The sequence below is a fragment of the Dehalobacter restrictus DSM 9455 genome, from assembly GCF_000512895.1.
Lineage (GTDB): Bacteria > Bacillota > Desulfitobacteriia > Desulfitobacteriales > Syntrophobotulaceae > Dehalobacter > Dehalobacter restrictus.
The window spans coordinates 2,213,408-2,236,617 of sequence record NZ_CP007033.1; the positions used below are offsets into that span (position 1 = coordinate 2,213,408).

The following is a 23,210-nucleotide window of genomic DNA, read 5'->3' on the forward strand; positions in this document are numbered from 1 at the left end:
AGCGTCAAGCGGAGCATGGATGCGGAGCGCGGCTGTTAGCGCCATGGAGGGCGCTAGCTGCCGAAAGTGGAATTGTGACACCCAGACCAACCCCAGATACTTATGGGCTGTATATATTTGCTTATTTATTTTAAGAACATTATGCTAGCTGAGTGGTACGATGCTCGGTATGTTGGCCTCCAGAACATGCAGCCAGGCTTCGGCCGTATCCATACTGGTAAAGCACGGTACGCCGTGTTCAACTGCACTTCTTCGGATCGCAAAACCGTCGCTGGCAATGATTCTGCCGTGTGTGGTTGTATTTAAGACACACTGGACACGTCCTTTGCGGATTTTCTCAATGATATCGTCTGATCCGGAATGAAGTTTACCAACCGTGTCAACTTCAATACCGGACTGGCAAATCGCCTTAGCCGTCCCTTCCGTGGCGATGATTCTAAAGCCAAGTTTGGCAAAACGTTTGACCAGCCGTATCCCGTCTTCCTTATCGCGGTCGGCTAGGGTTGCAAGCAGCGTGCCGTAAACCGATATCTGCATGCCGGCGGCCATCAATGCTTTCTGGAGCGCTTTTTCATAATCATAATCAATCCCCATGACTTCTCCGGTTGATTTCATTTCAGGACCGAGAGAAGGTTCAACGAGCAGCAGCTTTGAGAAAGAGAATACCGGTGCTTTTACCGCAACCTTCTCTCCAACTGGCCACAAACCAGATTTAATACCCATGCTCCCCAGCTTCTCTCCAAGAATAACCCGGGTGGCCAATTCCACAATCGGCACGCCGGTAATCTTGCTTAAGAAAGGGACCGTACGGCTGGAGCGGGGATTGACTTCTAAAACATAGACCTGGTCTTTATAGATGACATACTGGATATTCAATAAGCCTTTGATCCGCAGGCTCCGGGCCAGCGAAATGGTTAAGTCCTCGATGATTTCTTTGATGTTGTCTGCAACCGTTTGCGGCGGATAGACCGCAATCGAATCGCCGGAATGAATGCCGGCCCGTTCCAGATGTTCCATGATTCCGGGAATGCAGACGGTTTCCCCGTCGGAAATCGCATCGACTTCGACCTCTTTGCCGAGAAGATACTGGTCGATCCAGATGCTTTGTCCCGGAAAATCCGCCAAAGCCCTTGCAAATACGCCCTGGAGTTCCTGAGGCTCATAAACAATTTGCATAGCCCTTCCTCCAAGCACATAGGAAGGACGTACAATCAGCGGATAACCGATATCCTCTGCAAGCTTTTCAGCTTCTTCCATGTTGGAAACGCATCCGCCGCGGGGCCGGCGAGCGCCCAGCTGCTGCAGAACTTCATCAAAGATTCCTCTCTCTTCTGCTCTGTCCGTGTCTTCGACCGTCGTACCAAGAATCCGGTAACCGCGTTCCGCCAGTCCTTTGCATAACCCAATCGCAGTCTGTCCGCCAAATTGGACGACGATACCCTCAGGTTTTTCTTTCTCGAGGACTGCCGTGACATCCTCAATCGTGAGCGGTTCAAAGTAAAGCCTATCGGCCGTATCAAAGTCAGTAGACACTGTCTCCGGATTATTGTTGATAATGATACTCTCAATACCTGCCTTGCGCAGCGCCTTCACAGCATGAACCGAGCAATAGTCAAACTCGATGCCCTGACCAATCCTGATCGGCCCCGATCCCAGAACGACAACTTTCCGTCGATCTGTCGGCTGGACCTCATCCTCGACATCATAGCTCGAGTAGAAGTATGGGGTCGTCGCTTCAAACTCCCCGGCGCAGGTATCGACCATTTTAAAAACAGGCTTCAGGCTGTTTTGGATCCTGAAATCATAGACCTGCTGCTCATTTGCATGCCAAAGACGGGCAATCTCGCGGTCGGAATAGCCCAGCCGCTTGGCCTTTGTTAAGGCTGTTAAATCCCAGACCTGCTGCTTTATTTCTGTGGATGTCCTGACAATCCCTTCTATTTTCTTCAAAAAGTAAGGATTCCACGCATTTAACTGATTAATTTCATCTACAGTCCATCCCCTGCGGAAAGCTTCCGCGATCACGAAGAGCAGATTATCTTCCGGCAGGCTGCATCTTTTCCGAAGAAGTTCATCGTCGATGTACGCCATCTCTTCGAGCAGGATGCCGTAGGCTTTCGTTTCAAGGGAGCGCACCGCCTTTAAGAGGGCCGTCTCCAAATTGCGGCCCAAACCCATAACCTCTCCGGTCGCCTTCATTTGTGTACCAATCCTACGGTCGGCATCAGAAAATTTATCGAAGGGCCAGCGCGGGATCTTCACGACCACATAGTCGAGGGCAGGCTCAAAACAGGCCGAAGTCTTCCCGGTTACCGCATTCGGCAGTTCGGCCAGCGTATAGCCAATCGCTATTTTGGCAGCCACTTTCGCAATCGGGTAGCCGGTCGCTTTGGAAGCCAGCGCGCTCGAACGGCTCAAACGCGGATTGACCTCAATGACACAGTATTCAAGTCTTTCCGGATGCAGCGCATATTGAACATTGCAACCTCCCTCAATACCGAGGGCCGCCACGATTTTCAGGGCCGAAGTCCGAAGTGTCTGAACTTCCTTATCCGTAAGCGTCTGACAAGGCGCCATGACGATGCTGTCACCGGTATGGACGCCGACAGGATCCATATTCTCCATATGGCAAACCGTAATACTGTTGCCGCAGCTGTCCCGCAGCACCTCATACTCAATTTCTTTCCAGCCGGCTACGCTTTTTTCGATCAGAATCTGCCCAATCATACTGGCTTTGATTCCGCTGGCGGCAATCGTTGTCAATTCATCCGCATCTTTGGCGATCCCGCCGCCGGTACCGCCCAGCGTGAATGCCGGCCGAACAATCACCGGATAGCCAATTTCTTCAGCAAATTTTAACGCTTCCTGTACATCCGAAACAATCGAGCTTGCCGGGATCGGTTCCCCGATTTCGTTCATCAAGTTCCGGAAAAGCTCCCTGTCCTCCGCCTTGCTGATGCTCTCCAGCGGCGTTCCCAAAAGCGTAACGCCACAGCGGTCCAGAATACCGGCTTTGGCCAGCTGAAAAGCCAGGTTCAGTCCGGTTTGGCCGCCCATAGTCGGAATGAGTCCGTCGGGTCTTTCCTTCTCAATAATTCTCTCCAAAAACTCCAGTGTCAGAGGCTCGATATATACTTTATCGGCAATTTCCTTATCCGTCATAATAGTAGCCGGATTGGAATTGACCAGAATAATTTCCACGCCTTCTTCCCTTAAAGCCCGGCAGGCCTGCGTTCCGGCATAGTCAAATTCAGCCGCCTGTCCAATCACGATGGGTCCTGAACCAATCACCATGACCTTCTGCCAATTTTGTTTTGGCATTTACATTTCCCCCCATTTAGCGTTCAGTATCTCTGCAAAGCGGTCAAATATTTCATCATTTTCCTCAGGGCCCGGTGCAGCTTCAGGATGATATTGCACAGTTAAAACCGGATATTTTTCGTGCTTCAGGCCTTCAACTGTGCCATCATTCAAATTCGCATACATGATGTTAAACCCAGTTCCTCGAAGCGATTCTTCACTGACAGCATAACCATGGTTCTGAGAAGTCATGGTTACTTTGCCCGTTTCTTTGTTCTGAACAGGATGGTTCCCTCCGCGATGCCCAAACGGCAGCTTGTAGGTTGAAGCGCCCGCGGCCATTGCCATAATCTGATGACCCATACAAATTCCCATAATCGGTAATTCTGCAATCAGTTTCCCCATATTCTCAGCGATCTCCGGCAAACGGGCTGGATCTCCAGGTCCATTGCTCAGCACAAGTCCCTGGGGCCTCAACTCCATTATTTTCTGAGAGGGAGTCCCTGCAGGGAAAACATGCAGCCGGTAACCTCTTTTTTGCAGGCAGCGCAAAATATTCTTTTTGGCGCCAAGATCAAGTACGGCCAACTCCGGACCGTTACCGGGAATGACATATTCTTCGTCGGATGTCGCCTGGTACACCCAATGTTTTTCAGGGTCAAAATCCTGCGGCGTGCTTTTCTGCCAGAACGCTGCGGCCTGTTCCAATTCCTCGACCATTATGCCGGGCATCGTCCCGTTGTTCCGGATATAGCGGGTTAATGCCCGGGTATCAACGCCTTTTAAGCCAGGGATATTCTGTTTCATACAGAAATCCTCCAGGCTTCCATCGGCATGCAGGCTGCCTTCGCCAGCCGAGAGCTCCCGCACGATGATACCCTTAAGCAGTACCTTGTCCGCTTCGCTCTCTTCATTATGCCAGCCGTAGTTCCCGATCTGCGGGTGAGTAAATGTCAGGATTTGTCCGGCATAGGACAAATCGGTGATCATCTCCTGATATCCGCACATTGAAGTATTGAATACGACTTCCCCTTTGATCACGTGGTCTCCACCAATCCAGGGGCCAAATTTTTCTCCTTCGAAAGCTTTTCCGTCACTTAAAACCAGCCAGGCCATTATGCTTCCTCCTTATTGTCTAAAAGCTTTCTTCCAGCCATTCGTATTTTTCCGCCGACAATGGTCATTACTGGAAATCCCTGCATCTCCTGTCCCAGGAAAGGGGTATTCTGCGACTTTGTCTCCATTGTCTCCGCAGAAATCATTTCCCGGTATTCCGGGTCAAACAGAACCAAGTCGGCCTGACTCCCGGGTCGAAGCGTTCCGCCCGGCAGGCCGAAACGGCGAGCCGGGTTCACCGACCATAAAGCGATGACCTGATCTGGGGTTATTTTCCCTTTTAACACCAGGTTCTGCCAGACTGCGGCTAGGACTGTTTCCAGCGCGTTGATCCCAAACGGTGCTTCGGCGAAAGGCCGGGTCTTCTCTTCCCAGGTATGCGGGGCGTGGTCTGTCGCCAGCATATCGATCGTCCCGTCCAGCAAGCCTTCCAACAGCGCAATCTGGTCTTCTGCAGAAGGAAGCGGTGGATTGACTTTATAAGAGGCATCGGTCAGGCTAACATCCTTATCCATAAAGATCAGATGGTGCGGATTCACTTCGGCCGTTACATCCACACCCATTTTTTTTGCTTCTCTGATAATCTGCACACTTTCTTTGGTCGATACATGCGCAATATGGAGTTTCCCCCCTGTTTCAGCTGCCAGCAGCACATCCCTGGCCACCATTACGCTCTCGGCGCTTGCTGGGATTCCTCTTAAGCCGAGTCTCGCACTCATTTCACCTTTGCGCATCACACCGTGTCCGGCCAGGCTGTCATCTTCACAATGACTGATGATCGGGCAGCCAGTTAGTTTGGCATATTCCAGTGCCAGACGCATCATCTCAGCGTTCTGGATTCCTTTACCGTCATCGGAAAACGCCACTGCTCCGCCGTCGAGGATATCCATCATCTCGACCAGCTCTTTGCCAAGAAAACCTTTCGTTACCGCCGCGATCGGATAGACTCTGGCCATAGCGGCGCGTTCTCCCTGCAGCCGCACAAATTCCGTTAGCGCACGGTTGTCAACAATCGGCGTTGTATTGGCCATGGCGAGTATCGAGGTAAATCCTCCTTTTATCGCAGCTCTGGAACCGCTACGGATATCTTCCTTCTCCTCTTGACCGGGTTCGCGGAGATGCACGTGCACATCAATTAGACCGGGGAACAAATATTTTCCTTCCCCCTCAACCTGTAGCACATCGTCAAGCCTCTGGGCTTCCAGCGCTTCCAGAACGTCTGCAGGCTGCAGGCTCCCGGCTGATTTCACAATAACGCCATCTTTAACCAAGACATCATTGATCCCGGACAATCTTTGGGCCGGGTCAATCACATACGCATTCTTAATCCACAACACTGCCTGTCCCTCCTATCAACAAGTAAATCAAAGCCATCCGAACGGCAACACCGTTGGTGACCTGCTCTTCAATCACAGACTGCACACTGTCAGCCAAATCACTCGTAATCTCGACACCTCTGTTCATCGGACCGGGGTGCATGATAATAGTATCTTTGCCGGTTTGTTTTAACCTTTCCAGGCTAAGACCGTATAACCTGCTGTATTCCCGGATTGACGGAAAGAGGCCGCTTTGCTGCCTTTCCAACTGAAGACGGAGAGCCATCACCGCATCGGCCCCGGGCAGTTCTTTATCCAAATCGTAAGAGGTCTTCACACCAAGGTAATTCATTTCCGATGGCAGCAGCGTCGGCGGGCCAACCAAAACGACTTCCGCACCAAGTTTTTTCAGTCCGAGGACATTGCTCCGCACAACTCTAGAGTGCAGCACATCGCCGACAATCACAATTTTCTTGCCTTGAAGTTCGCCCAGTCTTTCCTGCATCGTAAAAAAGTCCAGCAAGGCCTGAGTCGGATGGGCATGCTGGCCGTCACCACCATTGATCACGCCGGCTGAAAGCTCATCGGCGAGGAACCCTGCCACCCCTGAGCTGCCATGCCTGATGACTACCAAATCGACTTTCATGGCCTGAAGGGTCTTCGCTGTATCCAGAAGGGTTTCCCCCTTACTTACACTGCTTTGGGCAACTGCAATATTTGACGTATCTGCTCCAAGGATTTTGGCCGCAGTCTCGAAGGAAGTCCTGGTCCGGGTGCTGTTCTCATAAAAAAGCATGACCACAGATTTTCCTCTGAGTGTCGGTAATTTCTTATTGGGTCTTGCCAGAATCTCTTTCATCGGAGCCGCAGTCTTCAAGATATGTTTGATTTCTTCCGCTGTCAGTATGTCCAGATCAAGCAGGTCCTTGTGCTTCCAATTCATGCGTACGCCTCCCATCAATCATTAAAAATTCCTCCAGCCAAAGGGCAGGAGGAATTGAATAATCAACTTTCTCGCTTTCCCTTGGCTATCTCTCAGGATAACATTTAAAGGGTTGGACTCAAAATGTTCGTTACTTTTTTTCCTGTAGGAATACTTCTTCACTTCCATCCGTTTCTTCCAGGCACACAGAAACAATTTCCCTGCTGGAAGTCGGAACATTTTTGCCGACATAATCGGCCCTGATCGGCAGTTCCCGGTGCCCCCGGTCTACCAAAACGGCCAGTTGGATTTTCGATGGTCTTCCGAGATCCAGCAGCGCATCGAGCGCTGCTCTGACTGTACGGCCGGTAAATAAAACGTCATCGACCAAAATAACGATTTTCCCATCTAAGCTGAATGGCACTTTGGTCTCATGCAACACAGGTTGAATATCAATCGTACTCAGGTCGTCTCTATAAAGTGTGATATCAAGCAGCCCGAGAGGAATCGATACACCCTCAAATTCTGCAATCCTTTCCTTAATGCGTTCCGCTAAAGGGACTCCCCTCGTCCTTATCCCGATCAGGACAAGATCTTTCGTTCCCTGATTCTTCTCCAGGATTTCATGGGATATCCTGCTAATCGCTCTGCGGATCCCGTCCGCATCCATGATCCTGTTTTTTGGCGTACCTTCCATTTGAGTTCGCCTTCTTTCAAAAATAATAAAGCTGCCTGCAGGAGCAGACAGCCATACTTCACGTACAACATTTTATCTGCCTTACCTGCCTCACGGGACAATTTTAAAGGCAACTGATTCAATTTTATTATAATTTAGTTTAGTGTACTATGCACCAAATGTCAATCGCTATTCTTTAGCTTTTCCAGAACGTCCCGAAATGATTCGGGTGGATCTGCCGTAAATGTCATCTTTTCTCCGGTCCTCGGATGAATAAAACTCAGTGTCTCGGCATGAAGAACCTGCCCAGTCATGCCAAAAGGATTTTTTTTTGGCCCGTAAAGCGGGTCTCCCAGCACAGGATGTTTCAAATAGGCCATATGTACTCTGATCTGGTGGGTCCTTCCTGTATCCAACACCGCTTTGATCTCGGTAAATTGCATAAATCGTTCCAGTACATAATAGTGCGTCACCGCATTGCGGGAATTCTTAAAAACAACCGCCATTTTCTTACGATCCTTTGGATCTCTGCCAATGGGTGCATCCACAGTTCCCGACGGTTCAGACATCAGCCCGTGAACGACAGCCCTGTAGCTTCGTCCAACACTGTGCTCTTTAATCTGATGGGCAAGATGATGATGCGCGTCATCCGTTTTAGCAACGACCAACAGCCCGGAAGTATCTTTGTCGATCCGGTGAATAATTCCCGGGCGGATGACACCATTAATCCCGGAAAGGTTTTGGCAGTGATACAGCAGTGCGTTGACCAGCGTTCCGCTCCACGCACCAGGAGCAGGATGCACCACCATGCCCTGAGGTTTATTGACCACAAGAAGATCATCATCTTCATACACAATATCCAGCGGTAATTCTTCAGGCAGAACATCCAGCTTCTGCGCAGGAGGAATACTGATCTCAATACGGTCTTCTTCCTGAACCCGGTAATTGGCCTTCTTAGGCTGGCTATTGACAAGCACGCGTTCCTGCTGGATAAGGTTTTGTATATAGCTTCTGCTCAGTGAGGTGCATTCCGCCAGCGCCGTATCCAGCCGCTGGCCGGGAGCTACCTGAACAAACTGCCATTCCTCGCTGTCCGGCTCCTCAATAAAATGATCCTGCGTTTCATCTTCAAAATAATGATTCGTCATTTGTATCCTCTTTCATTCGCATCAAAAGTATAATCAACAAGATACCGCCGATGACAATCATGCTGTCGGCGATATTAAAAATATAGGACCAGACCTTGAAATCTAGAAAATCAATCACTTTTCCGGTAAGCAATCGGTCCCAGAGATTACCGAGCGCTCCGCCCCCGATCAGACCCATGCTTACCCGCATAAGCCTTTGTCCGTGCGGCACTTTTCTTTGAAAATAGAACAGGGCGGCAAGAACAATTACAGAAACAGTGACCAGCACCCACTTTTGGCCCTGCAGCATGCCAAAGGCCGCACCGGGATTCAATATATATGTCAGATGGAAAAAGCCCGGGATAACGACCCGGCTTTCTCCCAACGTCATATTGCTTTGAACGACCCATTTACTGAGACGGTCTAAGACTAAGACAACGATCAGTGTTACCCAGGTATATAAGAATGGCAAAAGGTTACCCTCCATCTAATGAATCATTAATCCTCAATGATCACCGTTCCGGTGTCTCCGTTTTTAAGCCCCAGCGCATTCGCTTCATCGGTATCGATGTGCAGATCAAGTGCATAAGTTGATTTTACTCTGACCAGAACGTTATGAAGAATGCCGCCACGAGGTCCTTCAAAAAGCACTTTTACCATATCCTTATCCTTGATACCATACTGCAGCGCATCGTCTTCACTGGCATGGATATGACGCATCGCAGCAATGACTCCGCGTTCCAGACTTACTTTTTTATCTCCGGCTGAAATATTAATACCGGGTGTCCCTTCGGTATTACCGGAATCTCTTGCCGAAATGTTTAATCCCAGTTTAATCGCGTCTGTCACAGCAAGTTCAATCTGGGTTTCATCACGGGCAGGCCCCAGGACACGGACTCCCTCAAGTTTCCCTTTGGGACCGATCAGTGTTACAGTCTCTTCAGCCGCAAACTGTCCGGGCTGACTTAAGTCTTTCTTTTTAGTAAGTGTACTGTTTTCACCAAAAAGCTGGTTGATATGTTCCTCCGAAAGATGAAGATGACGATTGGATATTCCAACCGGAACAGAAAATGTACGCATGATGTTCACTCCTCAATGTTTGTTTGAATGATCGCTCCATGGTCCATGATCGCAACAATTGCTTGTCAAGAAGCTTTCCGATATAAATGACCGCAATACTTTAATGTTTCTATTATAAACCAGATAGCTGCAGATATCCTGCATCGTACGTTTAAGATTCAAAAAACTTCTTTGTCTTCAAAGACTCCGATTCCGGCAGATCTGGTAATGGGAATACTAGGGAACCACTGATTAATAACGTTTTTTATCATCCCAATAAATAATAAAGTGGGATAATCCCAAGTTAGCGGCCCTATCGCCGCCGATTTCAGCTGCCTTTTCCGAGTAATTCTCGAAAAAAGGCGTACTTATCCCCGGATTACGCGCATTGGCTTCGCCAGCCGCCGCTTCGGGCGCACATCAGCAGGTTTGCGCTGGCGGCCAGCATATACAGTCTATTCAGATTCTTGGCAATTCCTCTATAACAAACCTTTTTGAAGCCAAATATGTTCTTAATGATATGAAAGGCGTGCTCCACTTTGGCTCGGACAGACGCTTTCCGAAACTCTATATGGCAATAAAAATCCCGTGCAGGGCCATTGTCCATGCTGCGTTTCTTTCCGGGACGCTCAGCGATACGGTAATCAATTTGTGATTTGTGAGGGTCCTCTGTGATTTCCGGTCGTTTATTTAGTCCCAAATATCCGGCGTCACCGTAGAAAACCTCGTCTTCCGGCCTCATTAGCTTTGACGCTTCGGCTATGTCATGCACATTTGCGCCTGTTGCCGCTATACCATGAATATAACCGGTCCCTGCGTCCACACCGATATGGCATTTCATGCCGAAATACCACTGATTACCCTTCTTTGTTTGGTGCATCTCCGGATCGCGGCTACCGCTTGCGTTCTTCGTTGAGGATGGCGCGCTGATCAGTGTGGCGTCAACAATGGTTCCACCTTTCATGATATGTCCGCACTGTTCCAAACAACGGTTGATCGCCTCAAAGAATGCCTTCCCTAAGCCGCTTTCCTCAATCAAATGACGGAATTTGAGCAGGGTGGTCGCATCCGGCGCCTGCTCATGTATGAAGTCTATTCCCATAAATTTTCGCATGGCGTAACTGTCGTAAATGGCATCCTCTACACCTTCGTCAGAAAGGCTAAACCATATCTGCAGCAGATACATTCTCAGCATTTTTTCAATCCCGAGCGGTGGACGACCGCGCTTACCGTCAAAATAGTGCGGCTGTATAAGCGCCACCCATTCGTCCCAGGGGATGATCTCGTTCATTATTTCAAGAAATTCTTCTCGTTTCGTTTTCTTCCGTCGGTTTGAGTATTCTATATCCGAAAAGGTTTGTTGCCCCATTTTTACCACCTGTTACTGTTTTCTTTAATTTTACCATTTTTTTGTCCGGGGGGCGATTTAATCAGTGTTTCCCTAGAATTATTTTACCATATGAAGTCAAACCCCGCGACGGTACAGGAAGTGTAAAGGCGTTTAAATGGCCTTCACGGTGTCGAATACGTCATGGATGACATGGCATTCGGTTGAGAATACGGAAAACTCGTCTCAGGACGAGTTTTCTATTTGTGATATTCAATATCTCACTTCATTTGCTGGACGCTTCTTCCGTTCTAAATAATGAGCCTGGCAATAAGCGCATAAAGCGGCGCAAGAATCACACTTTTGATCAGTACGATGGCCAGGACAGCAAAAAACGGGGCAAAATCCACCATCATTGCCTGGTTACCAAGCCGTATTTTTCGAAAAGGCCTCAAAAGTGGTTCAGTGATATCGTAAATGATCCGAATAAATTGATTACTTGGCGAATGAGGTATCCAGGATAAAATACAGCGTATGATTACAAGCCATTCCAAGATCAGAAGGACCTTGTCGATAATTGCGTAACTCCAATAAAGAATCGTAATTCTGATTACCCCCCCAAGATTAATGCCTGTGGATGAATGCCTTCGGTTAATTGTTGGTTTTAGGCCAGAGGATATCCCGCTCGGTCGTTTTGTAATTCAGCTCGCCGCTAATATCCACATTATTTGGGACAAACAGAAAAATACCATTGCCAACCTTCTGCATATTCCCACCTAAAGCATAGGTCGTACCGCTGATAAAATCAACGATTCGCTGGGACAAATGACCGTCGGTCCGTTCCAGGTTCAGAATAACTGATTTGCGGGCTTTAAGGTGTTCGGCAATTCCCTGGGCTTCCTCGAAAGAGACCGGCTCTACGACGATGACCCTTACCTGCTTTTGGGTGTGAATGCTGACCACAGAAGCCTGTTTTCTTTTCAGGGCATTGTCTTTGTATGTTTCCCTGCTGAAGGATTCGCTCGGAGCAGGTTCTCTGAGCGCATTATCTCTGAAACTGCTGTTTCTGGACTTTTCTGCTCTTCCGGAATACTCTTCTTCTAATTCTTCAGGTTCGAAATCGTCCTCATCGTCCCCAAAACCCATAATACCTATAAATTTGTCAAGTATCTTTGCCATTTTCATCCTCCATGATTTTAATTTTTCTATAAGTTTTATTTAAAATATATTAATTCCTGTGTCCAAAAATCGTGCTTCCGACCCGGACAATCGTAGTGCCCTCTTCGACCGCAGTTTCATAATCCTGGCTCATCCCCATCGACAAGTGGGGAAGACCATCAGGCCCTCCGGCACCTTTCGTCAGTAAATCATCTCTGATCTCCCTGAGTTTCCGGAAATACCCTCTTGTTTCTTCGGGTCCGGCATTAAGGGCCCCAATCGTCATTAGTCCGTGAACAGTCACATAGGGGAAATCGTGCACGCTATCCATAAAGTCCTGAATTTCTTCGATCTCGAGACCGGCTTTGGCCTCATCCCTCGCAACATTGACCTGGACAAGCGTCTTCCATCTGATCTGGCGTTTTTCCCCTTCCAGATTCAGCTTCTCCAACAGAGCAAAGCGATCCAGCGAATGAATGAGCGCGATGCTGTCGTCTAGGTATTTTACCTTATTCGTCTGCAGGTGGCCAATGATATGCCACTGGCAATCCTGCGGCAGCAAGAGATGCTTGGTCTGCCACTCCTGTACTTTATTTTCCCCGAAAGCCCTTAAGCCTGCCCTGTATGCTTCCATGATCCTGTCTTCAGGTACTGTCTTGGATACGGCCAGAAGTGCGATATCTTTCGGGCTGCGGCCTGCTCTCGCAGCAGCTGCCGCGATTTTTTGCTGTACTTCCGAAATGTTATTGACTATACTCATTGTACTCCTGCCGCCTTTGTTGGCGTATGATCATTTATATGTTCTACATTTTCCTTGATTTCCCTGCTTTTTATGCAAGAAATGGCTTGGATTTGTTGACTTTTTTAAAACTTTTTTAAATCAAGACTTTACATACATGCCTTCAATGCCCTCTACCGGGTTAACGACAACCCGAACGCCTTCTGGAAGACCTTCGACACAGACTAAATTCTCGTTGCTGTCCTTGACGATGACACTCTGGTAGCGGATCACGCCATCCTCCAGGACATAGACTCCTTTTTCCTCACCGGAGGTGCACAAGGCACTGGCAGGAACGACCGAACCCTTGGTCGGGGACCGAAATCTCCAGATAATTTCGCGTATCCTGTTCTCCGTTGTCCCTTGAACATATTGACTAAAACGGATCACTGCTCCTCCGGGCTGCGCCGAAAGTTTCATGACCGTACCATAGCATTCTTCGTCATCAATCACAAACTCAACAACATCTCCAATAGCCAGGGAATCCTGGATCCCCAGATACACAAATACCCAGCTCGGATAAAGGTTGTTCACCATCTTGCCGATCGGGGAATGCAGACTGACCGTGGTATTCTGACTGTTATCCGCAGATTGACCGTTCCCCTGGGCAGTCTCTGTCTGCTTCGTTTCTGTCCCGTCATTTTGCGTCTGGGCCAATAATCTGTCCAGATCCATATTCATCAGATTTTCCGATGTCATGATCTGTTCCAGCCCGTCCCGCTGCGAATAAAACAGGCCCGAAACCGGTGCGCTTATCCATATCCCTGAGTCAGATTGCTCATGTCCTACTCCGGCAGGGATCACGCGGGCTACTGATTCACCCTTTTTAAATCTTCTTCCTTCCGCGCCAACCAGTACAACGGTTCCTTCAGCCGGCGCCGTCAGTACGGTTTCCGTATTGGCAAATACGGCCTTCACTGTTTTTTCGTGTTGTACAAGGCCCTGATGAACAGTCTCAAACGAAAGTGAGCCGGCAATCCACGATGACCGGTAATCCCAAAGGAATAGGCCGATTATAGACAAAACCAATATCATAAAAAATACATTAAATCTTTTTCTGGTTTTTTTAGCCATCATCATTCCTCTTACAAACAGTACTTATGAGAATCCGATATAAGCGGCCATCCTGCCGGTTATCCCTTCTCTCCTGTAAGAAAAGAATTCCCCGGCATGACAAGATGTGCACATTTGAGCGGTCGATATATTCTCTGCACGAATTCCGGCGGAGATCAACAACTGACGGTTTGCTTCCTGTAAATCCAGACTGTACTCACCCGGTTCCGTTTCCGAAAGCACGGAAGGTTCGTTCCATTTTTCTCGAAATATTGAAGCGACGGAATCTCCAACGACATAACAGCACGGTCCGATGCAGGGGCCGATCGCGGCCAAACATTCTTCCGCATCAGCTCCAACTTGAATCATCCTGTTCACCATCTCTTGGACGATATTAGCTGCCGTTCCTCTCCAGCCGGCATGCGCAAGCCCGATGATTCTGCTGCGCGGATGAAAAAAGAAGACAGGCACACAATCCGCATAAAAAGTTAGCAACCCTACATCCTGCGCTGTAAGCATTCCATCGCAGGATGGCAGCGCCGATACCAAATCCTGCATACCCCTGCCCCGGTCTTTTTCTGTTACAAACCGTACAGCAGTGCCGTGAACCTGTTCAGCGGTGACACAGTCTTCTGGTGAACGCCCTATTCCGGCCAGAAATATCCGTCTATTATGTAAAACATCATCAATCGTATCACCGACATGCAAAGCCAGATTCAAAGAGGAATAAGGCGGGCTGCCGACGCCCCCGTCCCTGGTCGAGAACACGGCGGTTACTCCGTGAAGGGACCATTTAGGAATTTTCAGGTAAGCCAGCCCGCCGACCGTTTGTCTTTCCCATGCCATATGATTATACCTCATTGCAGTCAAACCTTAAATCATCTCTATCTATTATATCGAAAAAAACCTTTGAATACAGCTCTTTTACAATTTTTAATAGTTGATATTGATTAAATCCCTGCCGTCGACCAGGATTACATCAATACCGATCTTGATCACTTTTTCCCAAGGAACAAATACGTCGCCCGCCTTCCCACTGCCAAAGAAGCCTTTCGCCCGGGAGGAAGCCATGATAACGATGCCTTTCACAATTCCTTTTTCCAAATCCAGATCAAGGTCGATGACCGGCCCTAAGCGCCGCCCGTCCTCTATATTGATAATATCGAGTACCCTCAATTCAGAGACTCTCATGGCAAAGCCCCTCCTCTCACTTACTATCATATGAGGAGGGGTTGCAATCATGACATATTTGAATTGAATTTAGACATGCTTGCGCATATACTTCAGAGCTGCCTTTTCCAGGCGGGAAACCTGGGCCTGGGATATCCCAATTTCTTCGGCCACTTCCATCTGGGTTTTACCCTGGAAGAAGCGCAGTGAGATAATCTTCTTTTCCCTTTCTCCGAGTTTGCCCATACCTTCCTTGATCGAAAGTGATTCCAACCAAAGTTTGTCCGACTGTTTGTCATCACCGATCTGATCCATGACAAAAATCGGATCGCCACCGTCATGATAGATCGGTTCAAAAAGCGACACAGGTTCCTGGATCGCATCGAGCGCAAAAATAACATCTTCGTGAGAGATTTCCAGTTTCTCGGCAATCTCATTGATTGTCGGCTCCCGCGAGCACTCGGACGCCAGCTTATCCCGAACCTGTAGGGCTTTATAGGCGATATCCCGTAAAGATCTGCTGACTCTGATCGGATTGTTATCCCTTAAATAGCGCCGTATCTCCCCGATAATCATTGGGACAGCGTAGGTAGAAAACTTGACGTTCTGACCAAGATCAAAATTGTCGATCGCCTTCATCAAGCCGATACAGCCTACCTGAAAAAGGTCGTCCACATGCTCCCCTCTATTGCTGAACCGCTGAATCACGCTGAGCACCAGGCGAAGGTTTCCCCGGACTAGTTGTTCGCGAGCCGACTTGTCCCCGGCCTGAAATTTCAAAAACAGTTCTTTCATCTTGGCACCACTTAAGACGGGCAGTTTGGACGTATTCACTCCGCAGATCTCAACCTTGTTTAAGACCATTAAAATACCCTCCAGATGTGGTTTTTCATGGTTATTCTCTGGAGAGTATGCCCTGACAGCAGACAAGTTATTCCAAATCGTCATTCCAACCGGACAAATTCTTTCCGCAGCCTGCGTATGATGCGCTTTTCGAGTCTGGATATGTATGATTGCGAGATCCCGAGGCGGTCAGCCACCTCCTTTTGCGTCTTTTCTTCGCATCCGCCCATGCCGAATCTAAGCTCCATGATCAGTTTTTCCCGCTCACTTAGACTGCCCATTGCGAGGTCCAGCAGCTGCCTGTCGACTTCCTCTTCAATCGGGCGCGAGATGATATCGTTCTCGGTTCCCAGTACATCGGACAGAAGCAGCTCATTGCCGTCCCAGTCGATATTCAGAGGTTCATCGAAAGAAACCTCTGTCCTTATTTTATTATTTCTGCGCAGATACATCAGAATTTCATTTTCAATACAGCGGGAAGCGTAAGTGGCCAGCTTGATTTTCTTGGCGGGATCAAAGGTATTGACCGCTTTAATCAAACCGATCGTCCCGATCGAGACCAAATCCTCGATACCGATTCCCGTGTTCTCAAATTTGCGGGAGATATAAACAACCAGTCTTAGGTTGCGCTCGATCAACATATCTTTCACCGAAAGGTCCCCATGCTCGAGTCTCGTGATCAGATATTCCTCTTCTTCCAGTCGCAGCGGGGGCGGCAGGGCTTCGCTGCTGCCGACATAAAAGACCTCCCTTACCCGATGCAGTTTCAGGAACAAAAAAATTAATTTTCTCTTAAATGCTGACATAACTACCCTATAGTACTGTTTGATGCGGTTCATCAGGCGATCTCCTCCTTGCCAACTGGCTTTTGAATATGTTCCGGATGCAGCAGGGCCACAAATTTACCTTCCGAGTTCAGACCATGCGGGACCAAGGCGGCGGTAACGGCATGTTCCCATACCTTTTCCCCCTGACGGATCTTAACAGATCCGAGCCGGATTCCCGGCAGCCAGGTCTGGCCATTGATTCCCCTGGCGGAAATAAACACCATTTTTTGTATACAGGGGTCTTCACTATTCCAGATATAAGTCCAGGGGTTGGCACTTTCCCGCCAGGGCATAAGCAGAAACCTTTGAATTCCTTCCGGCAGGGCCTGGGCCACAGCTTTTTCTTCCACAACCATCACAGGTGTCCCGGTCAGCGGATCCCGCAGTTCGTTTCCGGTATCCAGCAGTGCCTTAATCTGTGCCTGCCGTCCATTTTCAAAAGACAGCTCAACCTCGTAGCATACATTATCGAGAAATAACGTCGTTTTTTGGATTCTCTCCCAGACCCGGCAGCCTGCGGTCAGAATCAGGGCAATCACAGGCAGGACCCATAAATCCTTTAAAGCCAGCCCTGTGCCTTCCAGCCCAAGCCAACCCGCCAGCGCATAATAGATTCCGGCGCTTAAGGATGCCAGAAGGCTGAAATACAGGAGTCCTTTAGCCAGGTCAAGGATTGTTCTGGTTTTCAAAGCTACTGCGACCATGCCGACAGGAATCAGGATTCTGGAAACAGCGATGACCCACGAGGGACCAAAGATGATGAATACAATTGGCAGCTCGCCAAGAAGAACTGCTCCCAGTAGATTTCGAACCTGAATCTTTTTTCGAAGCAGATGGGCCGTAAAAACCAACAAAAAAGCATCCATAGCCCCATTGATGAACAGAATAATATCCAGGTAGACCATACCCGAAATCCTTTCTGCGCGAAGTCATTTCATTAACAAATTATACCTCTGCACAGAGAGAAATCCTGTCGCTTTACGTGGGCTTGGGATGCGATTTTTTTGGCTAAGGGAATACAGATTATGGGGGATATTTGGTTATTTTTTCTTTTCCGGGGTATCAGCCTTGCCCAAAGCACCCCGCTTGCACGTTCTCGCAGCTGCTCGCTCTAATCCTCGCTGACGTGCCAAACCTCTGGGATTCAATGTATGTGGTCGCTAAATTAACCACCAGCATATTGGTGGTAGTTCGTTAAATATTAACGTTTGTGGAAATTACGTCGTCTTGCGGCGGATTACCTGATCTAAAGCTGTAAAAGTCTGAGGTCCCGCAATCCCATCTTGGGTAAGTCCATAATTTCTTTGGAAAGCAATCACAGCTTCCCTGGTCTTAGGCCCGAATACTCCATCATCCATTCCTGGGTCATAGCCGAGTTCTTTAAGGATTGACTGCAGTGTAGCAACTTCCGGACCTCGGGAACCGACTTTGAGAAAAGCAGGTTCAGTAAGGGTCCTGTTCAAAGCTGCTATAGTTGCCGGACCTACAATTCCGTCCCGTACCAGCCCGTTATTTTGCTGAAAGGCCATTACTGTTGATTGGGTACGGGGACCAAAGATACCATCCGGATTCCCCGGATTATAACCCAGTTCGATCAGTGCAATTTGCAGCTGTCTGACGTCATTGCCACGCATCTCTAGCTTGAGAGTTCTAGTTAACCGAAGGCTCATTGAAGCTACCCCCTCGTAATTATCCTTATATTTTCTAGTAAGTTCTGGGCATTATCGTTTTTATAAGCTTACCACCATCTTATGTTTTCTTAGGGTGACTATGTGAAAAAGGCCTGTCCCAGAATCTGAGGCGCCTCAGATTCTGGGACAGGCCTGGCGGTGGTGAGTGGGTATCTGTAATTTGCTATGTTGTGCCGGTATTCTTCCGGAGTCGTTTTCTTTTAAGAGCCTGATCAGTCTTTCGGCAGTTTTCTGAGTTAATGAGGATAGCAAAAAAGACGCCTTATTTGAGACGCCTTCAGCATTAAATAGACCAACTTTTATGATTAAAAGTCGGTGTTTATCTTTTATACTTCAGGAAATTCGGGATATCCACGTGATCCTTGAATGGATTGAAGTCATCCATCTTGGCTGTTTCCTGTGGGTTCTTTACTTTTTTGACAAAGCTGGACCGCTGGTCAAAGCCTGTGGCGATGACCGTTACCCGGACATCATCTTTTAGGTTTTCATCAATGACTGCACCGAAGATAATGTTGGCCTCCTGATCGGCTGCTTCACCGACAATCTCGGAAGCTTCGTTGACTTCAAGCAGGGTCAGGCTTGGACCGCCGGTGATATTCAGCAGAACACCCTTCGCGCCTTCAATCGAGGTTTCAAGCAGCGGACTCGAAATCGCCTTGCGGGCGGCATCGACCGCTCTGTTTTCTCCGGAAGCCTGTCCAATACCCATCAGTGCCGAACCGGTATCGGACATGATGGTCTTGACATCGGCAAAGTCAAGATTGATAAGTCCCGGAATAGTGATCAGGTTGGAAATTCCCTGTACGCCTTGCAGCAGTACGTCATCTGCAATGCTGAAGGCTTCCTGGACCGTCGTATGTTTATCGACAACCTGCAAGAGTCTGTCATTTGGAATGGTAATCAGCGTATCAACCTTTTCCTTCAGTTCAAGGATTCCTCTTTCAGCCTGCATGGCTCTTTTGCGTCCCTCGAACGAGAAAGGCCTTGTAACAACGCCGACTGTCAAGGCTCCAATTTCCCTGGCGATCTCGGCAACAACGGGTGCAGCTCCCGTTCCTGTGCCCCCGCCCATACCGGCGGCAACGAAAACCATATCGGCACCGAGCAGCGCTTTGGCAATCTCGTCGCGGCTCTCTTCGGCCGCACTGTGACCGATCTCCGGATTAGCTCCTGCACCGAGTCCTTTGGTGAGTTTAATGCCGATTTGTATTTTTTCAGCTGCTCTGGACATTTGAAGCGCCTGAGCATCTGTATTCAGCCCGATGAACTCTACTCCTTTAAGACCAACGGAAATCATTCTGTTTACGGCATTGTTTCCGCCGCCGCCGACTCCTATTACCTTGATCCGTGCAAACTGCATCTCATCACTAATGAATTCGAGCATCTTTTCCCCTGCCTCTCCTTATTCTAGTCCTCATCTATTGGTTATGTTTTTCCGATGCAAACGGTTAATCGTCAACCCAACTATATGAGTTCGAGATGAGAAACTATTACTCCTCTTTTTCCGTCATAATATTTAAATTTTTTTGATTCCAATCAGGTTTTATGATATCTATTAATGATATGTCGGCGAACAATACTGATGTTTTGGAATAATCTGGTGCCAAAGGCCACCACGGCAGCAAGATACAGGTCTACGCCTATTCTGTCCCCGATAAATGCCAGCAAGCTGGCCATAATGATATTGACAATAAAACCGCTGAGGAAGATCGTGCTGTCGAAATGATCTTCCTGATAGGATCTTATGCCGCCCATGACTGAGTCCAGTGCACCTAAAATCGCCACTGAAAAGTATTTGGTATAATCAACCGGAATACTAAACGGACTTACAAACCCAATGAACAGTCCAATAATTAATCCGAAAACCGGCAGCAGCCACATGATCTATCCCTCGCTATCTTCCTAAAACAGGTTTCCCTGCAGTTAAATCGATATATTTAATTGCTTTTTCAACTGTTTTGTATTCTTCACTGTTTAACAATTCCTGAAGCAGCTTCAGCTTTTCTGTAAACTCGGCGTCAAATCCTATTTTCACTTCAATGCCGGAGGTCATATAAAGGCTTATTTGCCCGTCCGTTGTACTGTGAACCTCTCCAATCAGCGGCAGAAGTTCCGCAGGGGCTTGTCCCAGCAAAAGAAGGGCTTTGTTCAGATTCACATTGTTAATCTTTTGCCCAGGCCCGATTGTTTCAGGGACTTCGATTCCGGTCAGCACTGGGTTGTCTTCCGCGGGCCAGGAATCATAAAACTTCAGAATGACGCCATGAAGATCCACGACGACAACCCCGTCACCAGTTAAGATCATTGCGACCGGAACACGTTCCTGTACTTTGACCACCAGCGTTGCCGGTAGTTCTTTTTTTACCTGCACCTGATCAATCAGCGGGTGCAGCTTGACCTTCATCGCCAGGGCTTCGCTATCGGTCAAAAAAATATTCTCACCCTTTACTGTTCCCAAAAGCTGTAATACTTCATTCGCGGTGACATTGCTTAATCCTTCTGTCCTGACTTCCTTCACGTTAAAAAAATCTGATTTGGAAAACATATAAAATCCTACAGCAATGAGACAGATCAAAGCCGCTGCGTAGATCCAAAATGTATTTGATCTGGTTTGAGCCAAAATCTTCCTCTCCTGCTCTCGTTTTATCTATTTTACATTATCCGCCTGGCAAGGTGCAACACTATTGTTTGACAACCCGCTGTATTTTTGCTCCCAAAGCCCTGTATTTTTCCTTAAGATCTTCATAACCCCGGTCAATATGATCGATTCTCTCCAGAACCGTACCCTCTTCAGCAGCCAAAGCTGCCAAAAAGAGAGCTGCTCCAGCGCGCAAATCAGTTGCTTCCACAAACGCACCTTCGAGGTTGGGCCGGCCGTTAATAATTGCGGTTCTTCCCTCGACGGTGATTCTGGCACCCATCCGTCTCAACTCAGCGACATGCTGGAAGCGGTTTTCGAAAATCGTCTCGGAAACAATACTTGTTCCGTCAGCAATCGTTAACAGTGCCAGGAACTGCGGCTGCATGTCGGTCGGGAATCCTGGGTAGACCAGCGTTTTAATTTCGAGCGCTTTAAACTGTCCTTTTTGGCGTACCCTGACGCTGTCTCCATAAGGAGTCACTTCAGCCCCCCCCTGGCGCAGTTTGGCAATAATGGGGCTGATATGTTCGGGAATCACGTTTTCCACCAGGATATCCCCGCCTGTCATGACAGCAGCGACCATATGCGTGCCGGCTTCTATCCTATCAGGGATAACGGTGTGTTCCGTACTCTTAAGTTTCGCAACGCCGTCGATGCGCAGGACGTGAGTCCCAGCCCCTCTGATCCTGGCTCCCATTTTATTCAGTAGATTTTGCAGGTCAACAATTTCCGGTTCTCTGGCCGCATTGCGGATGATGGTTGTGCCTTCGGTTAGAACCGCAGCCATCATGATATTTTCCGTAGCCCCGACACTCGGGATATCCAGATAGACATCTCCGCCCCTGAGTTTCCCCGCTGTGGCCTCTATGTATCCATGTCTCTCTTCAACACGTACGCCGAGCTCCTGCAATCCTTTAATATGTTGATCCATCGGACGTGTCCCAATCGCACAGCCGCCCGGTCTGGATATTTTTACCCTTCCGTTTCGTGCGAGCATCGGGCCTAAAATCAAGTTGGATGCCCGCATTTTCCGCATTAACGCTTCATCGACAATGCAGTCATTCAGTGAAGAGGAATCAATGGTCAGTTCATTTGAGCTGAATTGTGTTTTACAGCCAAGGCTTTTCAGAACTTCGCCCATACAAAGGATATCTGTGAGATGAGGAATTCCTTGCAGTCCTGTTTTTCCATCGGCCAGAATGGCGGCTGCCATGAGCGGCAGTGATGCGTTTTTTGCTCCGCTGGTCCGAATACTTCCCTCAAGTCTTTGTTTTCCCGTAATGACATAACGATCCATCGTCATGTCTCCTCCCCCTTTAGCCAATTAAATGACGCGTATTTCTGTTTCGAGCTGAATATCAAATTTTTCGGACACATCTGTTTGAATTACCTGAATAAGCGTTAAAATGTCAGTGGATGAGGCGTTCCCTCTGTTCACAATGAAATTGGTATGTTTCTCAGATACCTGAGCATCCCCAAGGCGGCGTCCTTTCCACCCTGCCTGCTCGATCAGCCTTCCCGCGGAGTCTCCGACAGGATTGCGGAATACACTTCCTGCATTGGGATACTCCAGCGGCTGATGTTCTTTCCTTTTAGCCATAAGACCCTGCATCTGAGCCTGGATCACGGCCTGATCCCCTGGATGGAGGGACAGCGTACATTCCAGGACAATGCATTCCTTTTCTAAAAGGGAACTGCTGCGATACCCAAAAGCAATCTGGTTCTTCGGTATAATTTCAATTTTTCCCTCGGCCGTCAATACACTAACTTTCTTAACCAAATCACCAATTTTTCCGCCATAAGCACCTGCATTAATGGCTGCTGCTGCGCCGAGTGTCCCTGGTATCCCGCAGGCAAACTCGAGCCCGCTAAGGCCGCTCTCTCCTGCCTCCCGGGCCAGACGCATCAGAGGATAACCTGCTTCGGCCGTGACTTCTTCACCATGCCAGCGAATGCTGTCCATGGCTGTAACAACAATCACCACGCCCTTGAATCCGTGATCCGGCAGCAATACATTTGAACCCCGGCCCAGAAGCAGAAACGGTATGTTATTCTTCCTGCACCCATCAATCACGGAGACCAGTTCCTCAGTGTCCCGGGGCCAGACAGCAAGTTCGGTCATACCGCCGATCCTCCAGGTATTCAGCTTTTTTAAAGGATAATCTTTTTCAATCCTACCCTTTATGTTCGGTAAGTACATGATATT

At 48.5% G+C, this 23,210-nt stretch carries 23 protein-coding genes and 1 pseudogene; all 24 read right to left on the reverse strand.

Going from position 1 to position 23,210, the window contains the following annotated elements:
- Window positions 1–144 precede the first annotated feature (144 nt).
- The 24 genes and pseudogenes from carB to murB all read right to left on the reverse strand — a co-directional run bounded on the left by carB (window position 145) and on the right by murB (window position 23,204).
- Window positions 145–3,321: a carbamoyl-phosphate synthase large subunit gene (carB, locus tag DEHRE_RS10585; protein ID WP_019226890.1), complete on the reverse strand. Its 3,177-nt coding sequence runs from the start codon at window positions 3,319–3,321 to the stop codon at window positions 145–147.
- Window positions 3,322–4,416, reverse strand: a complete 1,095-nt coding sequence (locus tag DEHRE_RS14700; protein WP_019226891.1) for a carbamoyl phosphate synthase small subunit — start codon at window positions 4,414–4,416, stop codon at window positions 3,322–3,324.
- Complete coding sequence (locus DEHRE_RS10595; RefSeq protein WP_019226892.1) at window positions 4,416–5,753, reverse strand: dihydroorotase; 1,338 nt, start codon at window positions 5,751–5,753, stop codon at window positions 4,416–4,418. Before DEHRE_RS10595 ends, DEHRE_RS14700 begins: the two co-directional genes overlap by 1 nt.
- Window positions 5,740–6,675, reverse strand: coding sequence for an aspartate carbamoyltransferase catalytic subunit (locus DEHRE_RS10600; protein ID WP_019226893.1), 936 nt, complete (start codon window positions 6,673–6,675; stop codon window positions 5,740–5,742). Before DEHRE_RS10600 ends, DEHRE_RS10595 begins: the two co-directional genes overlap by 14 nt.
- Before the next feature lie 130 nt (window positions 6,676–6,805).
- The gene (gene pyrR / locus DEHRE_RS10605) at window positions 6,806–7,351 is read right to left on the reverse strand and encodes a bifunctional pyr operon transcriptional regulator/uracil phosphoribosyltransferase PyrR (protein WP_019226894.1); all 546 of its coding nucleotides are present in this window, start codon (window positions 7,349–7,351) and stop codon (window positions 6,806–6,808) included.
- A gap of 161 nt (window positions 7,352–7,512) precedes the next feature.
- On the reverse strand, window positions 7,513–8,478 hold the full coding sequence (locus tag DEHRE_RS10610) for an RluA family pseudouridine synthase (protein WP_019226895.1): 966 nt from the start codon (window positions 8,476–8,478) through the stop codon (window positions 7,513–7,515).
- A complete protein-coding gene (lspA, locus tag DEHRE_RS10615) occupies window positions 8,459–8,929 on the reverse strand; it encodes a signal peptidase II (RefSeq protein WP_019226896.1) in 471 nt (156 codons plus the stop codon). The genes DEHRE_RS10610 and lspA overlap by 20 nt, the downstream gene beginning before the upstream one ends.
- 26 nt (window positions 8,930–8,955) lie before the next feature.
- The gene (gene pduL / locus DEHRE_RS10620; protein WP_019226897.1) at window positions 8,956–9,537 is read right to left on the reverse strand and encodes a phosphate propanoyltransferase; all 582 of its coding nucleotides are present in this window, start codon (window positions 9,535–9,537) and stop codon (window positions 8,956–8,958) included.
- 358 nt (window positions 9,538–9,895) lie between these two features.
- Window positions 9,896–10,885, reverse strand: coding sequence for an IS5 family transposase (locus tag DEHRE_RS10625; RefSeq protein WP_019226936.1), 990 nt, complete (start codon window positions 10,883–10,885; stop codon window positions 9,896–9,898).
- Between the two features lie 374 nt (window positions 10,886–11,259).
- Window positions 11,260–11,397, reverse strand: a pseudogene (locus DEHRE_RS15360) (YggT family protein); the annotation flags it as partial.
- Window positions 11,398–11,494: 97 nt separating this feature from the next.
- Window positions 11,495–12,022, reverse strand: coding sequence for a cell division protein SepF (locus DEHRE_RS10635; RefSeq protein WP_019226197.1), 528 nt, complete (start codon window positions 12,020–12,022; stop codon window positions 11,495–11,497).
- 49 nt (window positions 12,023–12,071) lie between these two features.
- Window positions 12,072–12,761, reverse strand: coding sequence for a YggS family pyridoxal phosphate-dependent enzyme (locus DEHRE_RS10640; protein ID WP_019226196.1), 690 nt, complete (start codon window positions 12,759–12,761; stop codon window positions 12,072–12,074).
- Between the two features lie 120 nt (window positions 12,762–12,881).
- Window positions 12,882–13,802, reverse strand: coding sequence for a biotin/lipoyl attachment domain-containing protein (locus tag DEHRE_RS10645; protein ID WP_242836948.1), 921 nt, complete (start codon window positions 13,800–13,802; stop codon window positions 12,882–12,884).
- Between the two features lie 75 nt (window positions 13,803–13,877).
- The gene (gene pgeF, locus DEHRE_RS10650) at window positions 13,878–14,678 is read right to left on the reverse strand and encodes a peptidoglycan editing factor PgeF (protein WP_019226194.1); all 801 of its coding nucleotides are present in this window, start codon (window positions 14,676–14,678) and stop codon (window positions 13,878–13,880) included.
- An 87-nt stretch (window positions 14,679–14,765) separates the two neighbouring features.
- Entirely contained in the window at window positions 14,766–15,023 is a 258-nt protein-coding gene (locus DEHRE_RS10655) for a YlmC/YmxH family sporulation protein (RefSeq protein ID WP_019226193.1), read from the reverse strand.
- Window positions 15,024–15,092: 69 nt separating this feature from the next.
- Window positions 15,093–15,866, reverse strand: a complete 774-nt coding sequence (sigG, locus tag DEHRE_RS10660; RefSeq protein ID WP_019226192.1) for an RNA polymerase sporulation sigma factor SigG — start codon at window positions 15,864–15,866, stop codon at window positions 15,093–15,095.
- Between the two features lie 80 nt (window positions 15,867–15,946).
- Entirely contained in the window at window positions 15,947–16,651 is a 705-nt protein-coding gene (gene sigE / locus DEHRE_RS10665) for an RNA polymerase sporulation sigma factor SigE (RefSeq protein WP_051008283.1), read from the reverse strand.
- A 32-nt stretch (window positions 16,652–16,683) separates the two neighbouring features.
- Window positions 16,684–17,577 (reverse strand): sigma-E processing peptidase SpoIIGA, encoded by an 894-nt coding sequence (locus DEHRE_RS10670; protein ID WP_019226190.1) that lies wholly within the window; start codon window positions 17,575–17,577, stop codon window positions 16,684–16,686.
- Window positions 17,578–17,889: 312 nt separating this feature from the next.
- Entirely contained in the window at window positions 17,890–18,342 is a 453-nt protein-coding gene (locus DEHRE_RS10675) for a peptidoglycan-binding domain-containing protein (protein ID WP_019226189.1), read from the reverse strand.
- A gap of 340 nt (window positions 18,343–18,682) precedes the next feature.
- Window positions 18,683–19,747: a cell division protein FtsZ gene (gene ftsZ / locus DEHRE_RS10680; RefSeq protein WP_019226188.1), complete on the reverse strand. Its 1,065-nt coding sequence runs from the start codon at window positions 19,745–19,747 to the stop codon at window positions 18,683–18,685.
- Window positions 19,748–19,899: 152 nt separating this feature from the next.
- On the reverse strand, window positions 19,900–20,244 hold the full coding sequence (locus DEHRE_RS10685; RefSeq protein ID WP_019226187.1) for a small basic family protein: 345 nt from the start codon (window positions 20,242–20,244) through the stop codon (window positions 19,900–19,902).
- Window positions 20,245–20,257: 13 nt separating this feature from the next.
- Complete coding sequence (locus DEHRE_RS10690) at window positions 20,258–20,983, reverse strand: cell division protein FtsQ/DivIB (RefSeq protein WP_019226186.1); 726 nt, start codon at window positions 20,981–20,983, stop codon at window positions 20,258–20,260.
- 61 nt (window positions 20,984–21,044) lie between these two features.
- Window positions 21,045–22,307, reverse strand: coding sequence for a UDP-N-acetylglucosamine 1-carboxyvinyltransferase (murA, locus tag DEHRE_RS10695; protein WP_019226185.1), 1,263 nt, complete (start codon window positions 22,305–22,307; stop codon window positions 21,045–21,047).
- Between the two features lie 21 nt (window positions 22,308–22,328).
- A complete protein-coding gene (gene murB / locus DEHRE_RS10700) occupies window positions 22,329–23,204 on the reverse strand; it encodes a UDP-N-acetylmuramate dehydrogenase (protein ID WP_025206026.1) in 876 nt (291 codons plus the stop codon).
- Window positions 23,205–23,210 lie beyond the last annotated feature (6 nt).